Genomic DNA, 21,294 nt, shown 5'->3' with positions numbered 1-21,294 from the left:
AGTCGCTTCTTTTAAAATAGCATTTCTACTAATTGAGGACGCAAGAACGCTTTGAAGTAATTCATGAATTCTTCTTCTCCGAAGTTCACCTTATACGAACCGTCCGCCGGAGAAACAGTGAACAGAGTTTTGATACCATTTACTTGCTGAATGGTCACTCCCTTGTCTAATAAAGCTTTTGCATGAGCTGCAAAATACTTTTTCAGTGATTCCGCATCGGCTGTTGAGATGACGATAGGCTCGTCTACACTCCATTTGGATGCCAATGCTACGATAAACGCATTCAGATAATCTTTATCCTGAGCGAAATCTTTCACAGAAGCGGTTATCAACTTGTCAGTTACCATCGTAGCCACCTCAGATTTGAGTGCGTTCACAGCCTGACCGGCAAATAGTTTTAACTCTGATTTAGTATTCTCTGCCAACTCATCAGCAGATTTACGAGAGGAGTTTACAATTGATTCTGCCTCCTTGCGGGCATCCTCAATGATTTTCTTAGCTTCTTCCTGAGCATTCGCGATAAGTCTCTGCGCTTCCTCGTTTCCTTTTTCCACGCCTTCACGATAAATCTTATCGGTCAACTCTTGAATTTTGTTTTCCATATTAACAGGAGAATTTAGTATTATTACTATATTAACTTAACTGTGTGTCCTTTATCTGATTCTCGCCAAATTTACAAAAATCAATTTGATAAAAAAGAGAAAGAAGAAAAGAAAAAGAACCGTTTGCGAAAAAATCACAGTCCTACACCTATTTTGTTCCGATTTAGTCCTTTTCCTATTACTAAATGACACATTTACCGGATTTTTCAAGCCGGTAAACAAATATAAGAAATCCAAAAGACATTTGGAAACATGTAGATACTTAAAACGGCAAATGGGATATTAATACAAGATTAAATAACAAAAGCTATCGGTATTTCACCAAATTCATAAAAAACAGGAAAACAAGCTGGCGGAAGTTGAATATTGATAAAACCAGAAGTGATAAAACACAGAAAGCCCCTTGATTCAAAATGAATCAAGGGGCTTCTTAAAAACGGCGGCTACCTACTCTCCCACTGTTACGCAGTACCATCGGCGTGACGAGGCTTAACTTCTCTGTTCGGAATGGGAAGAGGTGGAACCCTCGTGCTATAACCACCTGAAGAAGGTTATGACATGATGAAAAGTAAAATTTCAGTGTCTAGCAAGCTAAACGTATATACCCAACCGGTACATGTCCGAAAGAAAGTGAACGGGCAATTAGTAATGCTCGGCTTTGATGTTACCACCTTTACACCTGCATCCTATCAACGTCATCGTCTTTGACGACCCTAAGAAATCTAATCTTGTGGCTGGCTTCGTACTTAGATGCTTTCAGCACTTATCCAATCCCGACTTAGATACCCAGCAATGCACCTGGCGGCACAACTGGTAAACCAGCGGTCAGTCCAACACGGTCCTCTCGTACTAGTGTCAGAGCCACGCAAATTTCATACGCCCACGATAGATAGAGACCGAACTGTCTCACGACGTTCTGAACCCAGCTCGCGTGCCACTTTAATGGGCGAACAGCCCAACCCTTGGGACCTTCTCCAGCCCCAGGATGTGACGAGCCGACATCGAGGTGCCAAACCCCTCCGTCGATATGAGCTCTTGGGAGGGATCAGCCTGTTATCCCCGGAGTACCTTTTATCCTTTGAGCGATGTCCCTTCCATACGGAAACACCGGATCACTATGCTCTAGTTTCCTACCTGATCGACTTGTCTGTCTCCCAGTCAAGCGCCCTTATGCCATTACACTCTACGGACGGTTACCAATCGTCCTGAGGGCACCTTTAGAAGCCTCCGTTACACTTTTGGAGGCGACCACCCCAGTCAAACTACCCACCAAACAGTGTCCTCGTATCTACGAGTTAGAACTCAAATAATCAAAGGGCCGTATTTCAACAGCGACTCCACAAATACTGGCGTACCTGCTTCAAAGTCTCCGGCCTATCCTACACATCAATTACCCAAATTCAATGTTAAGCTATAGTAAAGGTTCACGGGGTCTTTTCGTCCCATCGCGGGTAATCGGCATCTTCACCGATACTACAATTTCACTGAGCTCACGGTTGAGACAGTGTCCAGATCATTACACCATTCGTGCAGGTCGGAACTTACCCGACAAGGAATTTCGCTACCTTAGGACCGTTATAGTTACGGCCGCCGTTTACTGGGGCTTCAATTCAATGCTTCTCTTGCGATGACATCTCCTCTTAACCTTCCAGCACCGGGCAGGTGTCAGGCTGTATACGTAATCTTTCAATTTGGCACAGCCCTGTGTTTTTGTTAAACAGTTGCCTGGACCTATTCTCTGCGCCCAACTCTCGTTGGGACCCTTTATCCCGAAGTTACAGGGTCAATTTGCCTAGTTCCTTAACCGTGAATCACTCAAGCGCCTTAGTATATTCAACCCGACTACGTGTGTCCGTTTGCGGTACGGGTACCTTAAAGATTAAGTTTAGCGGATTTTCTTGGGAGTATGCTTACACGCACTATTACCTTATTCCGAAGAATTTGGTATACTATCAGGTTCGACTCTTATCCCGGATTTGCCTGGGATAATCAACATCTACACCCTTCAACGGACTATTCCGTCAGTCCGCGGCGCTGTCACTCCTCCGTCTCCACGTCACTCCTTAAGGTAGTACAGGAATATTAACCTGTTCTGCCATCGGCCTCACCGTTCGGCTGAGCCTTAGGACCCGACTAACCCTGATCCGATTAGCGTTGATCAGGAAACCTTAGTCTTTCGGCGAGGGGGTTTCTCACCCCCTTTATCGTTACTTATACCTACATTTGCTTTTCCACACGCTCCAGCAAAGCTCACGCTTCACCTTCGACGCAGAGTGGAATGCTCCCCTACCGATCATTACTGATCCCATAGCTTCGGTAAATTGCTTGATGCCCGATTATTATCCACGCCAAACTCCTCGACTAGTGAGCTGTTACGCACTCTTTAAATGAATGGCTGCTTCCAAGCCAACATCCTAGCTGTCTTAGCAATCTGACTTCGTTAGTTCAACTTAGCAATTATTTCGGGACCTTAGCTGATGGTCCGGATTCTTCTCCTTTAGGACATGGACCTTAGCACCCATGCCCTCACTCCTGGGATCGAACTACTGCGCATTCGGAGTTTATCAAGACTTGATAGGCGGTGAAGCCCTCGCATCTTATCAGTCGCTCTACCTCACAGTAGTAATTCCCAAGGCTGCACCTAAATGCATTTCGGGGAGTACGAGCTATCTCCAAGTTTGATTAGCCTTTCACCCCCACCCTCAGTTCATCCGGAAGCTTTTCAACGCTTATCGGTTCGGTCCTCCAGTTAGTGTTACCTAACCTTCAACCTGACCAAGGGTAGATCACTTGGTTTCGCGTCTACTCCTTCCGACTAATCGCCCTGTTAAGACTCGCTTTCGCTTCGGCTGCGGATCTCAAGATCCTTAACCTTGCCGGAAAAAGTAACTCGTAGGTTCATTATGCAAAAGGCACGCCGTCACTGCTGAAGCAGCTCCGACCGCTTGTAGGCGCACGGTTTCAGGGACTATTTCACTCTTCTATTCGAAGTGCTTTTCACCTTTCCTTCACAGTACTGGTTCGCTATCGGTCTCTCGGGAGTATTTAGCCTTACCGGATGGTCCCGGCAGATTCACGCAAGATTCCTCGTGTCCCGCGCTACTCAGGATACCACTACGCTTCATTTAGCTTCGAATACCGGACTATCACCGTCTATGGTCCCATTTTCCAAAGGGTTCTTCTCACTAAATTTCTTGCGAGAGCGTGGTCCTACAACCCCAATATTGCCGTAACAACATTGGTTTGGGCTAATCCCCGTTCGCTCGCCACTACTAGGGGAATCATTATTATTTTCTTTTCCTACAGGTACTAAGATGTTTCAGTTCCCTGTGTTAGCCTCTTGCTATGCAAGATGTCATTCCTTCAGAATGACGGGTTGTCCCATTCGGAAATCTTCGGATCAAAGGTTATTTGCACCTTCCCGAAGCTTATCGCAGCTTATCACGTCCTTCATCGCCTCCGAGAGCCAAGGCATCCGCCATGCGCCCTTGCTTACTTTCTTTCAAACGTTTTATTCTCGTACTGGTATTGGTAGTGGAATTGCTTCCTTCTATCAATATTGCATACTCGAACACGTACGGTTTGATATATACTTTTAGCTCTTACTAAAATTTTACTTTTTGTACATCATGTCAAAGATCGTTTCTCTTTTTCAGAGATCGTGGAGAATAACGGATTCGAACCGTTGACCCTCTGCGTGCAAGGCAGATGCTCTAGCCAGCTGAGCTAATCCCCCAAGAGGTTATTCAAGAATTTTGTTTTTTAGCTTTTAGCTTTCCCTGTTCCTCATTCTTGAGCTTGGTAGTCCCAGGCAGAGTTGAACTGCCGACCTCTACATTATCAGTGTAGCGCTCTAACCAACTGAGCTATAGGACTAGTTCAACCTTGTCTACCTTTCGTCTAGACTCGGCTTCTTTTTTCTCTTGTTTATCTCTATCTATACTTCTATAGATGGTTGATCTATATGTTATAAATAAACAAGTACCAGTAGTACAAAAAACAGAACCTTTAAAGTCTTTTAGTGGCTGCCACGTTTTGTGACAGTTACGGCATCGCTCCAGAAAGGAGGTGTTCCAGCCGCACCTTCCGGTACGGCTACCTTGTTACGACTTAGCCCCAATTACCAGTTTTACCCTAGGACGCTCCTTGCGGTTACGTACTTCAGGTACCCCCGGCTTTCATGGCTTGACGGGCGGTGTGTACAAGGCCCGGGAACGTATTCACCGCGCCATGGCTGATGCGCGATTACTAGCGAATCCAGCTTCACGAAGTCGGGTTGCAGACTTCGATCCGAACTGAGAGAGGTTTTTGGGATTAGCATCCTGTCACCAGGTAGCCGCCTTCTGTACCCCCCATTGTAACACGTGTGTAGCCCCGGACGTAAGGGCCGTGCTGATTTGACGTCATCCCCACCTTCCTCACATCTTACGACGGCAGTCTCTCTAGAGTCCTCAGCATCACCTGTTAGTAACTAAAGATAAGGGTTGCGCTCGTTATGGCACTTAAGCCGACACCTCACGGCACGAGCTGACGACAACCATGCAGCACCTTCACAACAGCCTTACGGCTATACTGTTTCCAATATATTCTGTTGCAATTTAAGCCCGGGTAAGGTTCCTCGCGTATCATCGAATTAAACCACATGTTCCTCCGCTTGTGCGGGCCCCCGTCAATTCCTTTGAGTTTCACCGTTGCCGGCGTACTCCCCAGGTGGAATACTTAATGCTTTCGCTTGGCCGCTTACTGTATATCGCAAACAGCGAGTATTCATCGTTTACTGTGTGGACTACCAGGGTATCTAATCCTGTTTGATACCCACACTTTCGAGCATCAGTGTCAGTGACAGTCTAGTGAGCTGCCTTCGCAATCGGAGTTCTTCGTGATATCTAAGCATTTCACCGCTACACCACGAATTCCGCCCACCTCTACTGTACTCAAGACTCCCAGTTTCAACTGCAATTTTACGGTTGAGCCGCAAACTTTCACAACTGACTTAACAATCCACCTACGCTCCCTTTAAACCCAATAAATCCGGATAACGCTCGGATCCTCCGTATTACCGCGGCTGCTGGCACGGAGTTAGCCGATCCTTATTCATATGGTACATACAAAATTCCACACGTGGAAAACTTTATTCCCATATAAAAGAAGTTTACGACCCATAGAGCCTTCATCCTTCACGCTACTTGGCTGGTTCAGGCTCTCGCCCATTGACCAATATTCCTCACTGCTGCCTCCCGTAGGAGTTTGGACCGTGTCTCAGTTCCAATGTGGGGGACCTTCCTCTCAGAACCCCTATCCATCGTAGTCTTGGTGGGCCGTTACCCCGCCAACAAACTAATGGAACGCATCCCCATCGATAACCGAAATTCTTTAATAAAAATATCATGCGATATTCGTATACTATCCGGTATTAATCTTTCTTTCGAAAGGCTATTCCAGAGTTATCGGCAGGTTGGATACGTGTTACTCACCCGTGCGCCGGTCGCCATCTTCAGTTTGCAAGCAAACTAAAATGCTGCCCCTCGACTTGCATGTGTTAAGCCTGTAGCTAGCGTTCATCCTGAGCCAGGATCAAACTCTTCATTGTAAAAGTATTTTTTATCATCGGTTAAGATGATCTTTTTGCTCTGTTCAGGACGCCGTAAATTTATTGACCTTATTCAAATACCTATTAGTCTTAATTGTATCACTACTTCATAAGACAAGTATTGACGGTTCTATTTTTTACTTGTACTACTTGTATTGTTTATCAATATTTCAAAGAACTTGTTGCTTTCGCTTTAAAAGCGGGTGCAAAGGTAAGGGCTTTATTTTTAACTACCAAACTTTTTCGGAAGTTTTTTAGTTTTTCTTTTTACTCGATTTCTCTGGCTCTCTATGCGAAAGGGAAAGAAGGTATGAAAGAATAACTCTTGCCAATTTTCTTTGCAAATCGGACTGCAAAGATAAGAACTTTATTTATTATAATCCAAACTTTTTCGGAAGTTTTTTGTTCTTTTCTTTAAGTATAATTCCACTTTTTCACTAAGTCAATTTTTCAAGGCTTTCTTCTCTTGGAAAGCGGGTGCAAAAGTACGCCCTTTTGGTATACACTCCAAATATATCAAACTATTTTTTCTAATTATTTTTGAATACATTTGCTAAAGTGCTGATGCATAACGATGTTGTAGAACATATTTTTATGTATGGGGAAATTGTGTGCGGAAACGACGAGAGGGATACACATTATTATATCACACGCGGGCGCGTAAAGGCGAAAAAGGAAAAAGCAAGAAGATGCCTGTAAGGGAAAAATCTGTAGTACAAAGACTCACCAACTCAACCCATTTATTTAAACTTAGGTCAATACCTCCTTTTTCAGATTACAGAGTGCAGAACGGAAATGTTCGAGAATAGTATACATTCTCGCTTAGTGATTAGTAAGGGCTCACCAATGTGAACAAATAAGCTATCAAATGTAGACAAACAAGCTCACTACTGTAAACAAGTCTATCTACTATAGTGAGCCCATAAGAAGCATTAAGAGTTTACAGAAAGATCATTAGGTATTAACCTATAATTGATGAAAGAATATAGAATAAGAGACGGTACTTCAAAAGCAGATACTAATGACACACTTTCGGCATTTATATGATAGAAAAAGGATCAAAATAGTGAGATATGAGATTAGTTATTTACATCCAAGCAGAAGTGTATTTCACTATAAATCAACAAATTAAAAGTAAAACTAAAATTAAATAGGGTGAGGGTAACTTTTTACCCTCACCCTACTGCCACACGTTCCCTCACACCTTGCAACCACGATGAATAAAGGGATTGAACGAAGGTGTGAGGGTGTGAGGGTAAAAGTGATATAAAAATATAATCAGCTACAATTTTTCTTGGAGCAGACCGGGCTAAGGAACTACTATCGTTCCTTTCGCTGCCCTGAAATCAAGAGTTATTATAGTGTTGGCAGCCCATACATAATCTTTGTTCGGTTCATCCATGCCCTCTTTACGCAAATAGATTTCAAGAGTCTCCGGATTAACAGCATATTCGCGTTTCCAAGCACCAAATGAAGGATTAAGATTATCAAAAGCAGGAATATAAGGATGTATTCTGAAACGTCCTCCATTAGGTAAAGTAACAGAGAATGTTTTCCCGTCGCTACTTTCCGTAAAAGGCAAGATCTTTTCGTTGTTTCCTCCGGCTGCCGTTCCATACCCATAGATTACAGGCTTTTGGATGGAGATGGTCTTCGAACCTAAATCAACGAAAATGATATAAGTACCACTTTGGGGGATAACCACCAGTCCTTCGTCAGAGATTTCGAAGCCCACATTATTAGTCAGTCCGGTAAACTCTCCATCACCAAATATCTTGGATGTAGAGAAACGAAGTTTAGTTCCGGCATTGAAATAATTAATATGTATCCATCGGTCGGCACTGTTCCAAACCTTATCTAATGAGATAACCCCATCCGAGCCCCAATTCATGTTTCCAAATTCATCGCCAACCATATAAATAGCCTTCGCTGTTGAGGGGACATCACTTGGAGAGGCAAAAGTCACAGCTATTTTACCTTTATCTTGAGAGAAATCAAGTTCTATTGGTATATTAGAAGCAACAGGAACCGGTTCCAGTGTAGCACCTACACCACGATAATAGATTTGTCCATTATAGATGTTGAATTCCATAGTGTTCCAGTCTCTATTGTTATAGTCGGAAGTTGCATACATCTGAAGATTGCCTTGTGTTGTAGTGACAGCAGAGAAATTCTGCCCGGAAAGATCGAACGATACTTCCTGTCCGTCAAAACACTCACCTATTCCATAAACGGCAGGTTTCTCAAAAGTTATAAGATTACGGTTCATATCTACATATACCAAATACAGGCCGCTTGTTTCTACCGTCGCTCTTCCGTTACTGCCTACAACATAATTGACATTTGTACCCAAAGAGGCAAAACTTTCCGCATCAGATTTTTCCGATGCCCATTTAATTCCCTGACCAGCATTGAAATACTTGATAGTCCAGAATGCACCATTGCCAAGCTGTCCCACAGGGGCCATCTCTACCACATTTGTCGAATTCCAATTCCAGTTTCCAAATTCATCTCCAATCATATATAGTTTCTCTGGATACCCCTCCGGTTCGGGTTCTATGATCTCATTGCCCGTCATCTTCGCAAAGAATTTTCCTGTCAAGACTTCATATTGAAGCGTTACTTTATACTCACCTTTGTTTTTAAGATTGAGCTGCACTTGCGACTGGTTGGTTAGTTCGGCATATTCTTCAGTTAAAACATTCATTTTTATACTTCCTCCCGTTCCGGTGTACATAGAAGAGAATGTATATTTCTCCGTATCTGTTTCCTTCACATCAAAAGACGTATTATCGGTATAATTAAACGAAAACTCTGCCGGTAATATCACTTCTAACTCGCCACTGGACACCCAGGTAGCCACATGGTTAATATGGTCGTAAGACGGTTTTTGAAGAAAGAGTTCGTTTTCACCGTCTTCTGTCAGTTCGAATTTACTCGTCAAACGGAAATTGAATGGAACAATATTAACCTGTTTCAATAAAGGATTCACAATTAGCTGATACAATCCATCTTCCATTACTCTGAAACCGCCGGTTCCAGGAGCCAAAGAATAAGTTGGCACCTCACTGTTGTCGTTTTGCAAAAGCGCTCCCTGCCCATAATAAACGGGTTGCCCATCCGGTCCGACTAAAGAGATATAAAAATCTCCGCTGGATGTCAGCCATGTGTTCAATGCGACCAAAGTGCCCTCTTTTATCACATTCATTTTACCATTGATTGCCTCTACCGAGAATTGGGACGCACTCCCCGTCAGATAGATACCTTCGGGAACATTGATTTCCCGTTCATAGTGTATCCCGTCGTCGGCACAACGACAGAAAATAAATGGCAACGAAAATACAAATAATAATTTTATTATAGTTTTCATCTTCATGATTACATTAAATTATAAATAACTATACTATTGGAATCTAATGGTATTTGACTAAAATTTCACATCAAACTGATGTTGCTTCTTGTCTTTTCCATTCGCTCCTACCACATCAATCACCATTTTTCCATCTTTTATCTTACAAAGCAGATAGCTGTTATTATCATTGACAAGGATGGGAAAGTTGGCTTTATCGGGTTCTGATTCACGGAAATAATATTTATGAGTGTGTCCGGATAACATCAGATCAATTCCAGCCGTATTTAAAACGGGCAACAAGGTTTGCTGCAAATGATAGTTTCCATGCCAGTTGCCTATCGTCGGCGGGATGTGCAGGAATGCGATCCGAAGGGATGATTGCTTAAAATCGTTTTCTTCCACCACACTCCGCAACCATAGGGTTTCTTCTTCTCGGTAATTGTCATAGTCGGCAATACCGGCATACTCCAAATCCGAATCCGGCTTATCTTCACCGGAATCAAGAACAAGAAAACAAACCTTACCTATGTTGAAACGATAATAAAAAGTTCCGGTAGACGTAGGAAAATACTTTATCAACGCATCGGAATAAACTCCACGTGTTTCATGGTTTCCCCGATTGAAAACAATAGGCACTTCGGACGCAAACAATTCGACACAAGCATCAATATAATCTTTACATATCTGCTCCTGCCCCTCTACCCATGACGACATATCTCCATTAAGCAAAACGAAATCAAGAGATTTGAAATCTACTTCCCGACACAGAGACTTCATATAGTCACTCCGCCCGTGAATATCATTTAATACCAGAAAGGAAATTTCTTTCTTCCGGTCGTCGAAAGTTCTGAATCTGAAAGGTTCTTGCTTGTATACATTTGAAGCAGCAATCAATCCATAAGTTACCCAGTCACTCGAAGGCCAGGAGACAACTTCTCTCGAAAAAATCCGGTATCTGTATTCCCTGCCGGGTTCCAAATGTTTGATGCGTACACGGTGGATTGTATCATTGGCCCGCTTACGTCCGGACTCCGTATCGTAATATCGCGGACGTTCCTTCCCATAGAAATGATCTTCACCGGCAGGCGCCACTTCCACCCACGAAAGAGCAGGTTTGTTTGTAGTCCATACCACTGTCACGCCGTCGGTACTCATATCACACAGGTAAGGACCGTGTGTGATCTTTATACTGTCACCGTCATGTGCAGAAAGCCGAGCGGCAAAGATGACAAAAAATACAATTATCCAATTTCTCATAGAACGGTTCCTCCTTCTAATTTATTAGTTTGACCGATATGGTTTGTAAATCATTACTGTTGCAGCCGGTCATAATTTCAAATTCACCGGGTTCTACCACATAGTTCATGGCAGCATCATAAAAGCCTAAAGCTAAAGGAGAAATGTCAAACTGAACGGTCTTTGACTCCCCCGCTTTCAGGAATATTTTCTTGAATGCCTTCAACTCCTTTACCGGACGCACAACAGAAGCAACTTTATCATTCACATACAGTTGCACAGTCTCTTCGCCATCTCTGTCTCCGGTATTGGTTACTGTCACCGAAACGGAGATGGTCTCCTGTCGCGTATATTCTTTTTGGGTGCTCTGCGGAGCTGAATAACTGAATGTGGTATAACTCAAACCGTAACCAAAAGGATAGAGCGGAGCATTCGGAACATCGATATGCCGGGTGGTTGAGGAATGGAGCATATCTCCCGGACGTCCGGATTTCTTATAGTTATAGTAAATCGGTACTTGTCCCTCTACCCGTGGAAAAGAAATGGTCAATCTTCCGGAAGGATTATAATCACCGAACAGTATATCAGCAATAGCGGTTCCTGCAGAAGTACCTAAAAACCAGGTTTCGAGAATGGCCGATACGTTCTTGTCCACCCATTCGATAGACAGCGGACGCCCATTCATCAATACGACGACAACGGGTTTCCCTGTGGCAACCAGTTCTTTTATCAATTCTTCCTGCACACCCGGCAAATCCAGTTGGGCACGGCTTCTCGATTCGCCACTCATCAAAGCTTTTTCACCGACAACGGCAATCACCATATCACTTTTGGAAGCCAATTTCACTGCTTCTTTGAATCCTGACTTATCTTCTCCGTCAAAATCGCAACCACGGGCATATCCAACTTTCGTTTTGTTACCGCCGATTTTGTTCTTTATGCCCTGCAATACAGTCGTCACATGGCGATCTTCCCCTCTTGCTCTCCACGAGCCCAGCAGTTCGGTCTGATTATCGGCCAGCGGACCTACCACGGCAATGGAACGGACATTTTTTGCCAGCGGTAATGTATGATTGTCATTCTTCAGCAGGACAGCCGATTTATGAGCCATGTCCAGTGCTGCATCCAGAAATTCTTTTTTCATGATTGTCTGCGATTCGTATTCTTCATTACAGAATTTATATGGATCAACAAACAGTCCCAAAGCATATTTGATATGCAGAATCCGACTGACGGAATTGTCGACATCTTCCATACTGATTTTACCGGCTTCTATCAGTTCTTTCATGTATTTATTATAGAGCCCATCTGTCATATCCATGTCGATGCCGGAATTGAAAGCCAGACGGGTAGCGTCTTTATCGTCTTCCGCCACTCCCTGCGCCACCAGCTGCTTCACTGCTTCCCAATCGCTTACCACAAAACCATTGAAATTCCATTGCCCTCTCAATAAGTCTTTGAGCAGGAACGGATGTGCGGACGCAGGAATACCATTTATATCATTGAAAGCACTCATAAAAGTAAGTACTCCCGCATCAATGCAAGCCTTAAAAGGAGGTAGATAAGTATCAAACAAAGTCCGTTCCGACATATCCACCGGAGCATAATCTCTTCCCGCCTGGGGAAGTCCGTAAGCTACCCAATGCTTTGCACATGCCAATACTGAATTATTCTCCCAAAGATTCCACTGAAAACCATTCACTCTTGCTTTGGCTATTTCACTTCCCAGGTAGGTGTCTTCTCCTGCTCCTTCCACTACCCTGCCCCAACGGGCGTCTCTTGCGATGTCGACCATAGGAGCGAACGTCCAATGTAGTCCGGCTGCCGAGGATTCAATCGCAGCAATCTTGGCAGCTCGTTCGATCGCTGCTAAATCCCAACTACACGATTCCGCCAAAGGAGTCGGAAAGATTGTCTTATATCCATGAATCACGTCCATCCCAAAAAGAATCGGTATCTTTATCCGGGAATGACGCATATTCTTTTCCTGCAAATCACGCAATGTCTTTGCACCGGATATATTCAAAACAGAACCTACAAGTCCGCGTGCTATCAATGAATCGCTCAAATATTCTGATTCAGGACCGGTTAAAAGGGTACGGCCTACGTATTGGGATAACTGGCCGATCTTCTCTTCCACAGTCATCCGTGAGAGCAAATCTTTAACAAATGAATCCGCTTCCGGAGTATGAGGTAGTTTACTATTTCCGACGATCCGGGTATGCGGATCGCGAACATAAACTCTTATCCAATCAATATCGAAATCAAATTGCTGCAATTCCTCCGCAGGATAGCCGACATCCAACTTGTCAAATGCTCCTACCTGCCCGGTGATAGCAATATCCCAAACTCTGTCCAGCCGATCCTCTTTACGAGCCTTAGTGATAAAATCAGTATATGCATCCCCCAACTGTGTACGGGTATGTATCTGGTAATTGACTTTATTATCTATCAGAAACGTAATGATGGCATGATTGTTATCAACAGGATCGGGATCTATCTGAACCGCATATACATGGAAATTATCTCCCGGCTTATCGTCTCCGATTTCAGTATATCGTATCTGACCTTTGGGTAGATTGATTCCCAACTTTTGCGTTTCCGAATTGAACAAATGCAAGGTTTGATTCGCTTTGGCCGGATAAGGATTTTCCCCGAAAGCTTTGGTAAAAAACTCCAGTATATCTATTTCGGCTACTCCAGCTCCTTTATAATGCCTCAACCAAAGTGCATTCCAAAGCCCATATAGATATGGGACTTTGGCTTTGATCTCTATGCGGCAGAAAAGAGGATAATATTTCTCCGTATCGGAATCTCTGCTGGACAGCGCTCCCGACCACCATCCGGTCTTACTCTTCACACTGGGATGAACGGGACTGGGCGCATCTTTACTTTTGAATGAGCGAATTCGACAAATCTTCTCTCCTGTAGGAAGGGTTTCGATAAAGACCTGCTCCGGACGATATGTCTGAAGCATGGCTTTATTTTCCTGATTATAGGTGGGTCGCCCCACTTTTGGGGAACCATATATTCCCCAATACCGGGAGTCAATCACATCTCCGTTAAACTCGTCTCCATCGTAATAAATCCATCCGGGAGGGGTTTCTGATGAAGGAGGAATAACGGTTTGGGCTTTCACCACCCCGATACAGCAAAATATGATTATTAGAATCTTTATTTTCAACATGATATTTCTTTTTAATGATTTACCAACCCGGATTCTGTTTCCAGTTCTTCAACTGCAGAATCTCACTTTCAGGTATGGGATACCAATACATTTTAGAATCAAACACTCTCTTTTCTACCACAGCACGGGAATAATCAAACTTCTCGACGGGATATTCCGGCTTTTCAGGAATCTCTGGTTCTGTTTCATCCCGGGTAAATACACGTACCCAATCTACATCCATCGAAACGTTTCTCAAATTGGCATTCCTGTCTTCGGGATAGCCGATACCATTTTCATTCTTTCCTCCGATTTGTCCGGTTATCGCAATGTCCCAGGTTCGCTTTTCTCTTCCCTCCGCTATTGCTTTGGTTATAAATGTATTATATCTGTCATCATAGTCAATCGTCTTGAATGTATTGGTTACTTTACCATCCAACAGGTAGCTGATGATAGCATGCTTATCCGGAGAAACCGGGTCCGGATCTACCTGAACGCCATACGTATGGAAGTCTGCTCCCGGATCAAAATCAAGCACTGTATGTCGTCCGTACCCATTCACGTTGATTCCCAGATTGCCTGTTTTATTATCATGCAAATGTAAAGCCTGGCTAAGCCGGCGGGGTGAAGCCGTATTCTCAAATTCCTTGACGAAAAACTCTTCGATGTCAAGTTCCGCAACACTGGCTCCTGCATAATGACGACACCACGGTCCCATCCATATACCATATATATAAGGTATTTTTGCACGAATCTCAATGCGGGAATGCAGAGGGTAATATTTCCCCTGATAACCATATTTGTCGGTATCCCGGCTGGACAAAGCTCCCGACCACCATCCTTCTCTCGTACTGGCAGTGCTTAATGTCGGAGCCGGTGGATTGTCGTCCTTGGTGGCTGCTATCCGGGCAAAGCTCAATCCGCCACTCCCTTTCTCAATCGTAATCTGTTTTTTACGATAAGTCTGGATATTTCCGGTGGGTTGTCCATACTGGGAGTTTCCTACCGGAGTGTCGCTTCCATACTGTCCCCAATATGAGTTGTTTATGACCAAATCATTGAATTCGTCTCCATCGTAATAATGCCATCCTTCCGGAACTTCGTTAGCCGGTATTACGGAATTCCGGGTAACAGCTCTTCGAGCCTGATTCTTACGGGTGATTTCAAGACCTAGCAAATCTCCTCCGAGTGTTTCTTGCGCAATCTTCCACCGTCTTACATCCCACGAACGATGCTCCTCAAATGCCAGTTCGACACGACGTTCACGCCGGATACGCTCACGCATTTCGTCCTGCGTCAATCCGGAAGGCAGATTCGGTTGTCCGGCACGGCTGCGCACTCGATTGACGTATTCTGCTATATCCGCATTTTCGGGATCGTATTCGTTCAAGGCTTCCGCATAATTCAGGTAAATCTCCGCTAAACGAAACAACGGCCAGATATGTCCCTGACTTCCTCCGCCGGTTTGGATATTCACATCTTCATTGAGGTATTTTTTCAGATAGAATCCGGTTTTGGTTGCATTGGTAACGCCCAGACCGTCTTTTCCACCGTCCCAATTCTCTACCGCCGTGCTTTTCCAAACGGAATCATTCAGCAGAATGGTAGCATTCAACCTGTCATCCCGGTAGAATTGCGGACGAACGGCATTTTCCTCATTCTCCCAACTAAAATAGCTGCCATCTTTCATTTCATAAGAGTCTACCAGATTCAACGAAGGATTGATGCCGCCTACCCCACCATAACTGACAGGAAAGTTGTATTTTTCAAAGTCGGAATTGTTTCCATAACGACGCATCAGAATAAACTCGGAATTCTGAAAGTTATTCTTGAATAAAGTGGCATAACTGCCATACAACGAATATATGCCCAGATCAATTACGTCTTTCGCAGCCTGTGCCGCAGCTTTCCATTTCTCCATATCGGAAGGAAGATCGCTTTCCGAAAAATTCTGCCAGTCCAGATACAAGGGACTGGCCGCATACAATAAAACTCTGCTTTTCAAAGCCAATGCGGCTCCCTTCGTTGCACGTCCCAAATCCGAATCGATTCCTCGTCCCGGAGTTAAATCGAGCACTTCGGCTACCTTATCACATTCGCTGGAGATGAATGAGATGCAATCGTCCATAGACGGGCGTGGAGTCTCCGAATAATCCGCATTGACGGATAGTGTAGAAGTAATCACAGGTACAGGTCCGAAACGTTTCACCAGCTCGAAATGGAAAAACGCTCTTAAAAAACGGGCCTCATATTTCCATGTTTTCAAGTCATTCAGACGGTTCTGATATTCATTCTGATTATCCGGATCGAGTCTGTATTTATCCAGATTCACTCTGTCTACATTTTCTATAAATTCATTCGCTATGCGAATTCCTGCGTAATACTTATTCCACAAATCATCCGGATTGGACCTTGAATTCCAGGCTCCGGTGTTGAAGTGCTGGATGTTGCAGGAGGCATTAGCATGTTCGGCATCATCGGTAGCGGCATCCAACATAGCTTCGGAACCGATACGGTTGAAACCATCAGGCAGATACCGATAAGCATTGACTAGAAATTTGCTTGTACGTTCATAGGAAGTAAAGGTCATCTCGTTGTCGATAAACGAATCATACTCTCTGTCCAGATAATCACTGCATCCGGACAATATGCTGATAGCAGCAAGAGCATTCAATATGATAGATAAACCTATTGGGTATTTCATAATTATTATATTTTTGTTCTTACCTATTAAAAATCAATTTTTATTCCCAGGTTGTAGGAACGTGTCAACGGATATGTAATCAAAGAACTGCTTTCCGGGTCGGCCAATCCGTCAAGATGACTCACGGTGAAAAGATTGCTCGCATTAGCATACACATACAATCTGGACAATTTTATCGCTCTTGCTATTGACTGGGGGAAGGTATATCCAATCCGGATATTCTTCATTCTGAAGTAGTTTCCGTTTCTTTTCCAATATGTAGATATCCGGTAATTGTTTTCAAATGTCCGGGTAGACAAACGGGGATAAGAAGCATTGGGATTCTCCGGTGTCCAGCTGTCGAGAGCCAGTTTTGAAGCAGAGCCATTGTCGGTAAAGGAATAAGCCAACGGCCCGCTCAAATAGATGTCTCTATTGGCAACGCCATGAAATAAAGCCTCAACGTCTATCCCTTTCCATTCAAAGCCTATTTTCAAAGCATAATTCCACTCCGGAATATTAGAATATCCCACAGGATAGGAGTCATTGGAATCGACTACTCCATCACCATTTTTATCGATATATTTTATATCACCGGGGTTTACTTCTCCAAACTGCGGTACCGGTAAATGTGACTTCAGACTTCCATTCGAATCGAAATCACTCTCCTGATACAGTCCGTCAGCAACAAGTACAAAAGGAGTATTCACGGAACGTCCTTTACGATATTGATAATCGTAGAGTTTCACTTCTTCCGCCATATCGACAATTTCATTCTTTGCATACCACGCCGATGTTTCAACGTAATAGTTGAAGTTATTTTTAAGACTGCTTTCGTACCTGATCGTACCCTCGAAACCTTGATTCTTTACTTTACCTACATTCATATAAGGCAATATGTCGCCATAAGAGGCTCCAACAAATCCGGGAATAGTGGAATACGGCTGTGACAGGATATCATATCTTTCTTTATGGAAATAATCGAATTCTACCGACAGCCCTTTCAGTAAAACTGCATCCAATCCGATATTGAATACACGTTCCTTCTCCCAACTAATATCGGGATTGGCAATCATATCTGCCCGAAACCCGCCTGTTGATGACGACCCTGTACCTAAAAAATAGGAGCCGTTACTGCTATAAGTCTGGTCGAACAGATAACGTCCGTTCTCATTCTGATTGTTTCCAACCAGTCCGATAGATGCTCTTAGTTTCAAATATTCAACCCAGTTGATATTTTTCATGAAGTTTTCTTTCGACAGTATCCATCCGGCGGAGAAAGCGGGAAAGAATCCATATCTTTTTCCAGGAGCATAATCATCACAACCTGTATATGAAGCTGCAAATTCTCCTATGTATTTTTGATTATAAGAGTAAGTTACCCGCCCTGCATAATTCAAGTATTTAATGTCATCACGACTTCCATATTTCTGATATAAATCAGACAGGAAAAAGATGCTGGCAGTGAGTTGATGTTGCTTGAAAACGCGATCATAATCCAACTGTGCCTTAAAGTTCAGACGACTCCAGTCTGTACGGAATCCTTCATCGGATTCCAAAGGAGAATCAGCGCCGTAGGGTGTATATAGCACCTCTCCCCCTGCTCCTTTGGAAAGAGAATAACGGGCATAATTCTGATTCTTTATAGATGAATCCGCCATATAGTTGTTGTAGGCAATACCGGCACTGACACTTAATCCCTTTGTCAGTTTCTCCAGGTCGTATTTAGGCATAAAAATCAGTTGGAAAGTCCGGCTGTTTTCTTTATAAAGCCCTCTGCTGACGATATTACCGACCGGGTTGGTAAAAGCGGCATTTCCTCCATACGATCCGTCGGGGTTGTACACCGGAAATGCATTCGGAGCTGTTCTCCATATCGCTCCCAAAAGTCCGTTGGCAGAACTGCTGCCTCCGGGAATAGAGCGATTACCTACACTCCCGCTAAAATTGAGTCCGGTAGACAGGTGTTTGCTTATCTGGATATTCAAATTAGACCTGAAATTAAAGCTCGCATAATAGGCATTCGAGTTTTCCCGGCGTTTTTTATCGGTGTCTTTGTAGAAACCGATGTTCTGCAAAAGATTCATCATTACATAGTATTGCACCACATCTCCTCCTCCTTTAAAACTTAAATCAGCCATACTCAAAGGAGCTGTATTATTCAAAATGGCCTTTTTCCAGTTTACATTGGGGTAAAAGTAAGGATCGGTGTTGTTCTGATAGGCATTCAATTCCTCTGGAGTGTATAAACGAGGCAATCCGTCATTCACACGCGCCTGATTGTATAAGGTGGTATAATCATACGCATTGATAGGATCGGGAACGCCCAACGGTTGTTGTATTCCCGTTTGTAAACGGATACTGACTTGCGGAGCGGAAACGCATCCTTTCTTGGTTGTCACCAATAAAACACCATTTGCACCACGCATACCATATAAAGCCAGAGCCGAAGCGTCTTTCAATAATGTTACAGACTCGATTTCCGCAGTGGACAGACTTTCAATCGGGGCTTCGAAACCGTCGACATATACCAGCATTTTTTGTCCGCTTGCATAGGAAGTACGTCCCCGGAGGTAGAGATTCGCGATAGAGAAATCATAGCCGGGCTCTCCGCTTTGTTGCAACAATGTTAGTCCGGGAAGCTGTCCTTGCAGACTATTTCCCAAGCTTGCGGAAGTAGTTTTCATCAAATCTTCCCCACGTATGGAAGAAATGGCACTTGTTCGCCTCCATTCCGGTTGTTGCCCATTGGCGACTTCTACAAGTGCAGAGTCGGCTATGTGTTGAGCAAACAAAACGGGAGCATAAAAAGTGAGAATAGTAGTCAAAAGTATAGCATAACGCTTCCCTTTGTATATACTGTTTATTATTGTCATACCTTTTATTTTTAGTTGATTGAACATATTTACCATCCCGGATTCTGAAGCATATACCCTTTATCTATTTCGGTCTGCTTGATAGGATGTAAATAAGAACGGTCACTCCATAATCTGTTTTCAAAGACATAAGGTTTGTAATGTACTTTACCCGGTGCTCCTGTAACAGCGGAGAGCTGCAATCCATACATGGCACCTTTCATAACACCTTCATCATCGGCTATCAGCCAACGTCGTATATCCCAGAAACGATGATCTTCATAAGCCAGTTCCACGGCTCGTTCTCTTCGCAGTTTCTCCCTGAACTGCTCTTTATTCAAAGTGGAAGGAAAGCCCGGCATTCCGGAGCGTTCACGAACTTTCAGGACTGCATCGAATGCTTCTTTCGGGGGAGTTTCATAATATTCATTCAAAGCTTCTGCATAATTCAGATAGAGTTCGGCTACCCGGAAGACAATCCAGTCCATATTAGTGGAGTTGCGCGGAGCCGTTGCTCTTAGTACGCGAGGTACCCATTTGCGAACCAGGTGTTTCGTTTTATCATTGGCTACATTGTGAGCTCCACCGGGCAGAAAATTAAGAATTCCAATCTCTGTATTCCAGTTAGCTCCATGTGCTGCAATGGTTTGCGCAAAACGAGGGTCCAGTTCGTCGTACTTTTCAAGCAGATCATCGCCACCATCCATATTCCATGTTTGTTGGTTCCCGTCTTTTTTCTCATAGAAACGCACGAAATTGAAGGTTGTAAAAAGACCGCCGTCGCTCCAACTACTTCCCGCCCATGCCGGTATATTGCTTGTTATGGGATGACTGCTTGTTGTGAAATTCCGGTATTTCTTGTTGGCCAGAATTATTTCTTTGTTATCGGGAGCAGTCCACACATGTTCGTAATTTGTTTCAGGTGTTCCCTCATCGTACAAGTCATAATAGCCAGAAGATTCAACAGCGGTAATGGCTGCCTTGGCTGCTTTAGCAGCTTCATTCCAGCGTTCTTTACTATAGTTTCCATATCCTATCAGGTCATTATTTCCACTTAAAGGAAGGTACGGATCGTCGGTATTGAACAAAGGACTCGCCGCATACAGGAGTACTCTGGATTTGAGAGCTAAGGCGGCTATCCTGTTTGCCCGTCCCACCAATATCGAATTCGTATAATAATCCGGTAATATGGAGGCAGCCCGGTCACAATCGACAAGAATGGAGTCTACACAATCGGAAAATGTATTACGGGGTAGTTTACCATCTTCCGACGGATTTATTCTACGGTATATTATAGGCAGTCCACCATATCTATATACTCCTTCCCAGAAGACCAAAGCCCGCATAAAATAGGCTTCGCCTCTGGAACGTTTCTTAAAATCAACGTCTCCCGGATCATCGGGCACTTCGTCAATACGTTCAAGCACGATATTGCATTTTCGTAATGTCTGCCAACGGGTGTTGTGACGGGGGTCTTCATCCCAGTCTATGCTGCTGTTGTTATGATTGTCCACGTTCCACGAGGCATTGCCCTTCCCCCAGTTTGCACCTTGTTCGGCTTCATCACACGCTCCTGCCAGGGTTGAGGTTGCACACAGTTTACGGTCGATCCCGCTACTTCCCATCGAGAACCCCAGCGGCATACCTTCTGCATAGATGCCTGTTATGTATTGTTCTGTCAAAGTCCTGTCGGCAAAGACACCGTCTTCATCCAAATCGACAGAGGGCGGAGCTTCCAGATAGTCACTACACGAAAACATCAATACAGACGACAGAAGTATTGCACATATATATGTTATTCTTTTCATGA

General features: G+C 43.8%; 7 protein-coding genes, 2 tRNA genes and 3 rRNA genes. All 12 read right to left on the bottom strand.

Annotation, left to right across the window (positions count from 1 at the left end):
• Positions 1 to 11: 11 nt before the first annotated feature.
• Positions 12 to 602, bottom strand: coding sequence for a V-type ATP synthase subunit E family protein (locus KSX81_RS20890; protein WP_008999644.1), 591 nt, complete (start codon positions 600 to 602; stop codon positions 12 to 14).
• Positions 603 to 1,036: 434 nt separating this feature from the next.
• Positions 1,037 to 1,147: ribosomal RNA gene (rrf, locus tag KSX81_RS20885) — 5S ribosomal RNA — on the bottom strand.
• Positions 1,148 to 1,224: 77 nt separating this feature from the next.
• Positions 1,225 to 4,104 (bottom strand): 23S ribosomal RNA (locus KSX81_RS20880).
• A 160-nt stretch (positions 4,105 to 4,264) separates the two neighbouring features.
• A tRNA-Ala gene (locus KSX81_RS20875) sits at positions 4,265 to 4,338 on the bottom strand.
• 63 nt (positions 4,339 to 4,401) lie between these two features.
• Positions 4,402 to 4,478 (bottom strand) — tRNA-Ile (locus KSX81_RS20870).
• A 185-nt stretch (positions 4,479 to 4,663) separates the two neighbouring features.
• Positions 4,664 to 6,192, bottom strand: a 16S ribosomal RNA gene (locus KSX81_RS20865).
• Together the 16S, 23S and 5S rRNA genes with 2 tRNA genes alongside form the textbook arrangement of a ribosomal RNA operon.
• Positions 6,193 to 7,501: 1,309 nt before the next feature.
• Positions 7,502 to 9,562 carry a SusF/SusE family outer membrane protein gene (locus KSX81_RS20860; RefSeq protein ID WP_224440791.1) on the bottom strand — a complete coding sequence of 687 codons (2,061 nt, stop codon included), beginning with the start codon at positions 9,560 to 9,562 and terminating at the stop codon, positions 7,502 to 7,504.
• A 57-nt stretch (positions 9,563 to 9,619) separates the two neighbouring features.
• Positions 9,620 to 10,801: a metallophosphoesterase gene (locus KSX81_RS20855; RefSeq protein ID WP_004296678.1), complete on the bottom strand. Its 1,182-nt coding sequence runs from the start codon at positions 10,799 to 10,801 to the stop codon at positions 9,620 to 9,622.
• A gap of 16 nt (positions 10,802 to 10,817) precedes the next feature.
• A complete protein-coding gene (bglX, locus tag KSX81_RS20850; RefSeq protein ID WP_004296677.1) occupies positions 10,818 to 13,967 on the bottom strand; it encodes a beta-glucosidase BglX in 3,150 nt (1,049 codons plus the stop codon).
• Between the two features lie 19 nt (positions 13,968 to 13,986).
• Positions 13,987 to 16,650 carry a RagB/SusD family nutrient uptake outer membrane protein gene (locus KSX81_RS20845; protein WP_004296676.1) on the bottom strand — a complete coding sequence of 888 codons (2,664 nt, stop codon included), beginning with the start codon at positions 16,648 to 16,650 and terminating at the stop codon, positions 13,987 to 13,989.
• Between the two features lie 26 nt (positions 16,651 to 16,676).
• On the bottom strand, positions 16,677 to 19,505 hold the full coding sequence (locus tag KSX81_RS20840) for a SusC/RagA family TonB-linked outer membrane protein (RefSeq protein ID WP_004321138.1): 2,829 nt from the start codon (positions 19,503 to 19,505) through the stop codon (positions 16,677 to 16,679).
• Between the two features lie 29 nt (positions 19,506 to 19,534).
• On the bottom strand, positions 19,535 to 21,292 hold the full coding sequence (locus KSX81_RS20835) for a RagB/SusD family nutrient uptake outer membrane protein (RefSeq protein ID WP_004321141.1): 1,758 nt from the start codon (positions 21,290 to 21,292) through the stop codon (positions 19,535 to 19,537).
• Between the last annotated feature and the right edge of the window lie 2 nt (positions 21,293 to 21,294).

This window comes from Bacteroides sp. MSK.18.37 (assembly GCF_019129155.2).
GTDB classification, from domain to species: Bacteria; Bacteroidota; Bacteroidia; order Bacteroidales; family Bacteroidaceae; genus Bacteroides; species Bacteroides ovatus.
This window is presented reverse-complemented; position numbering and strand designations above follow the sequence as displayed.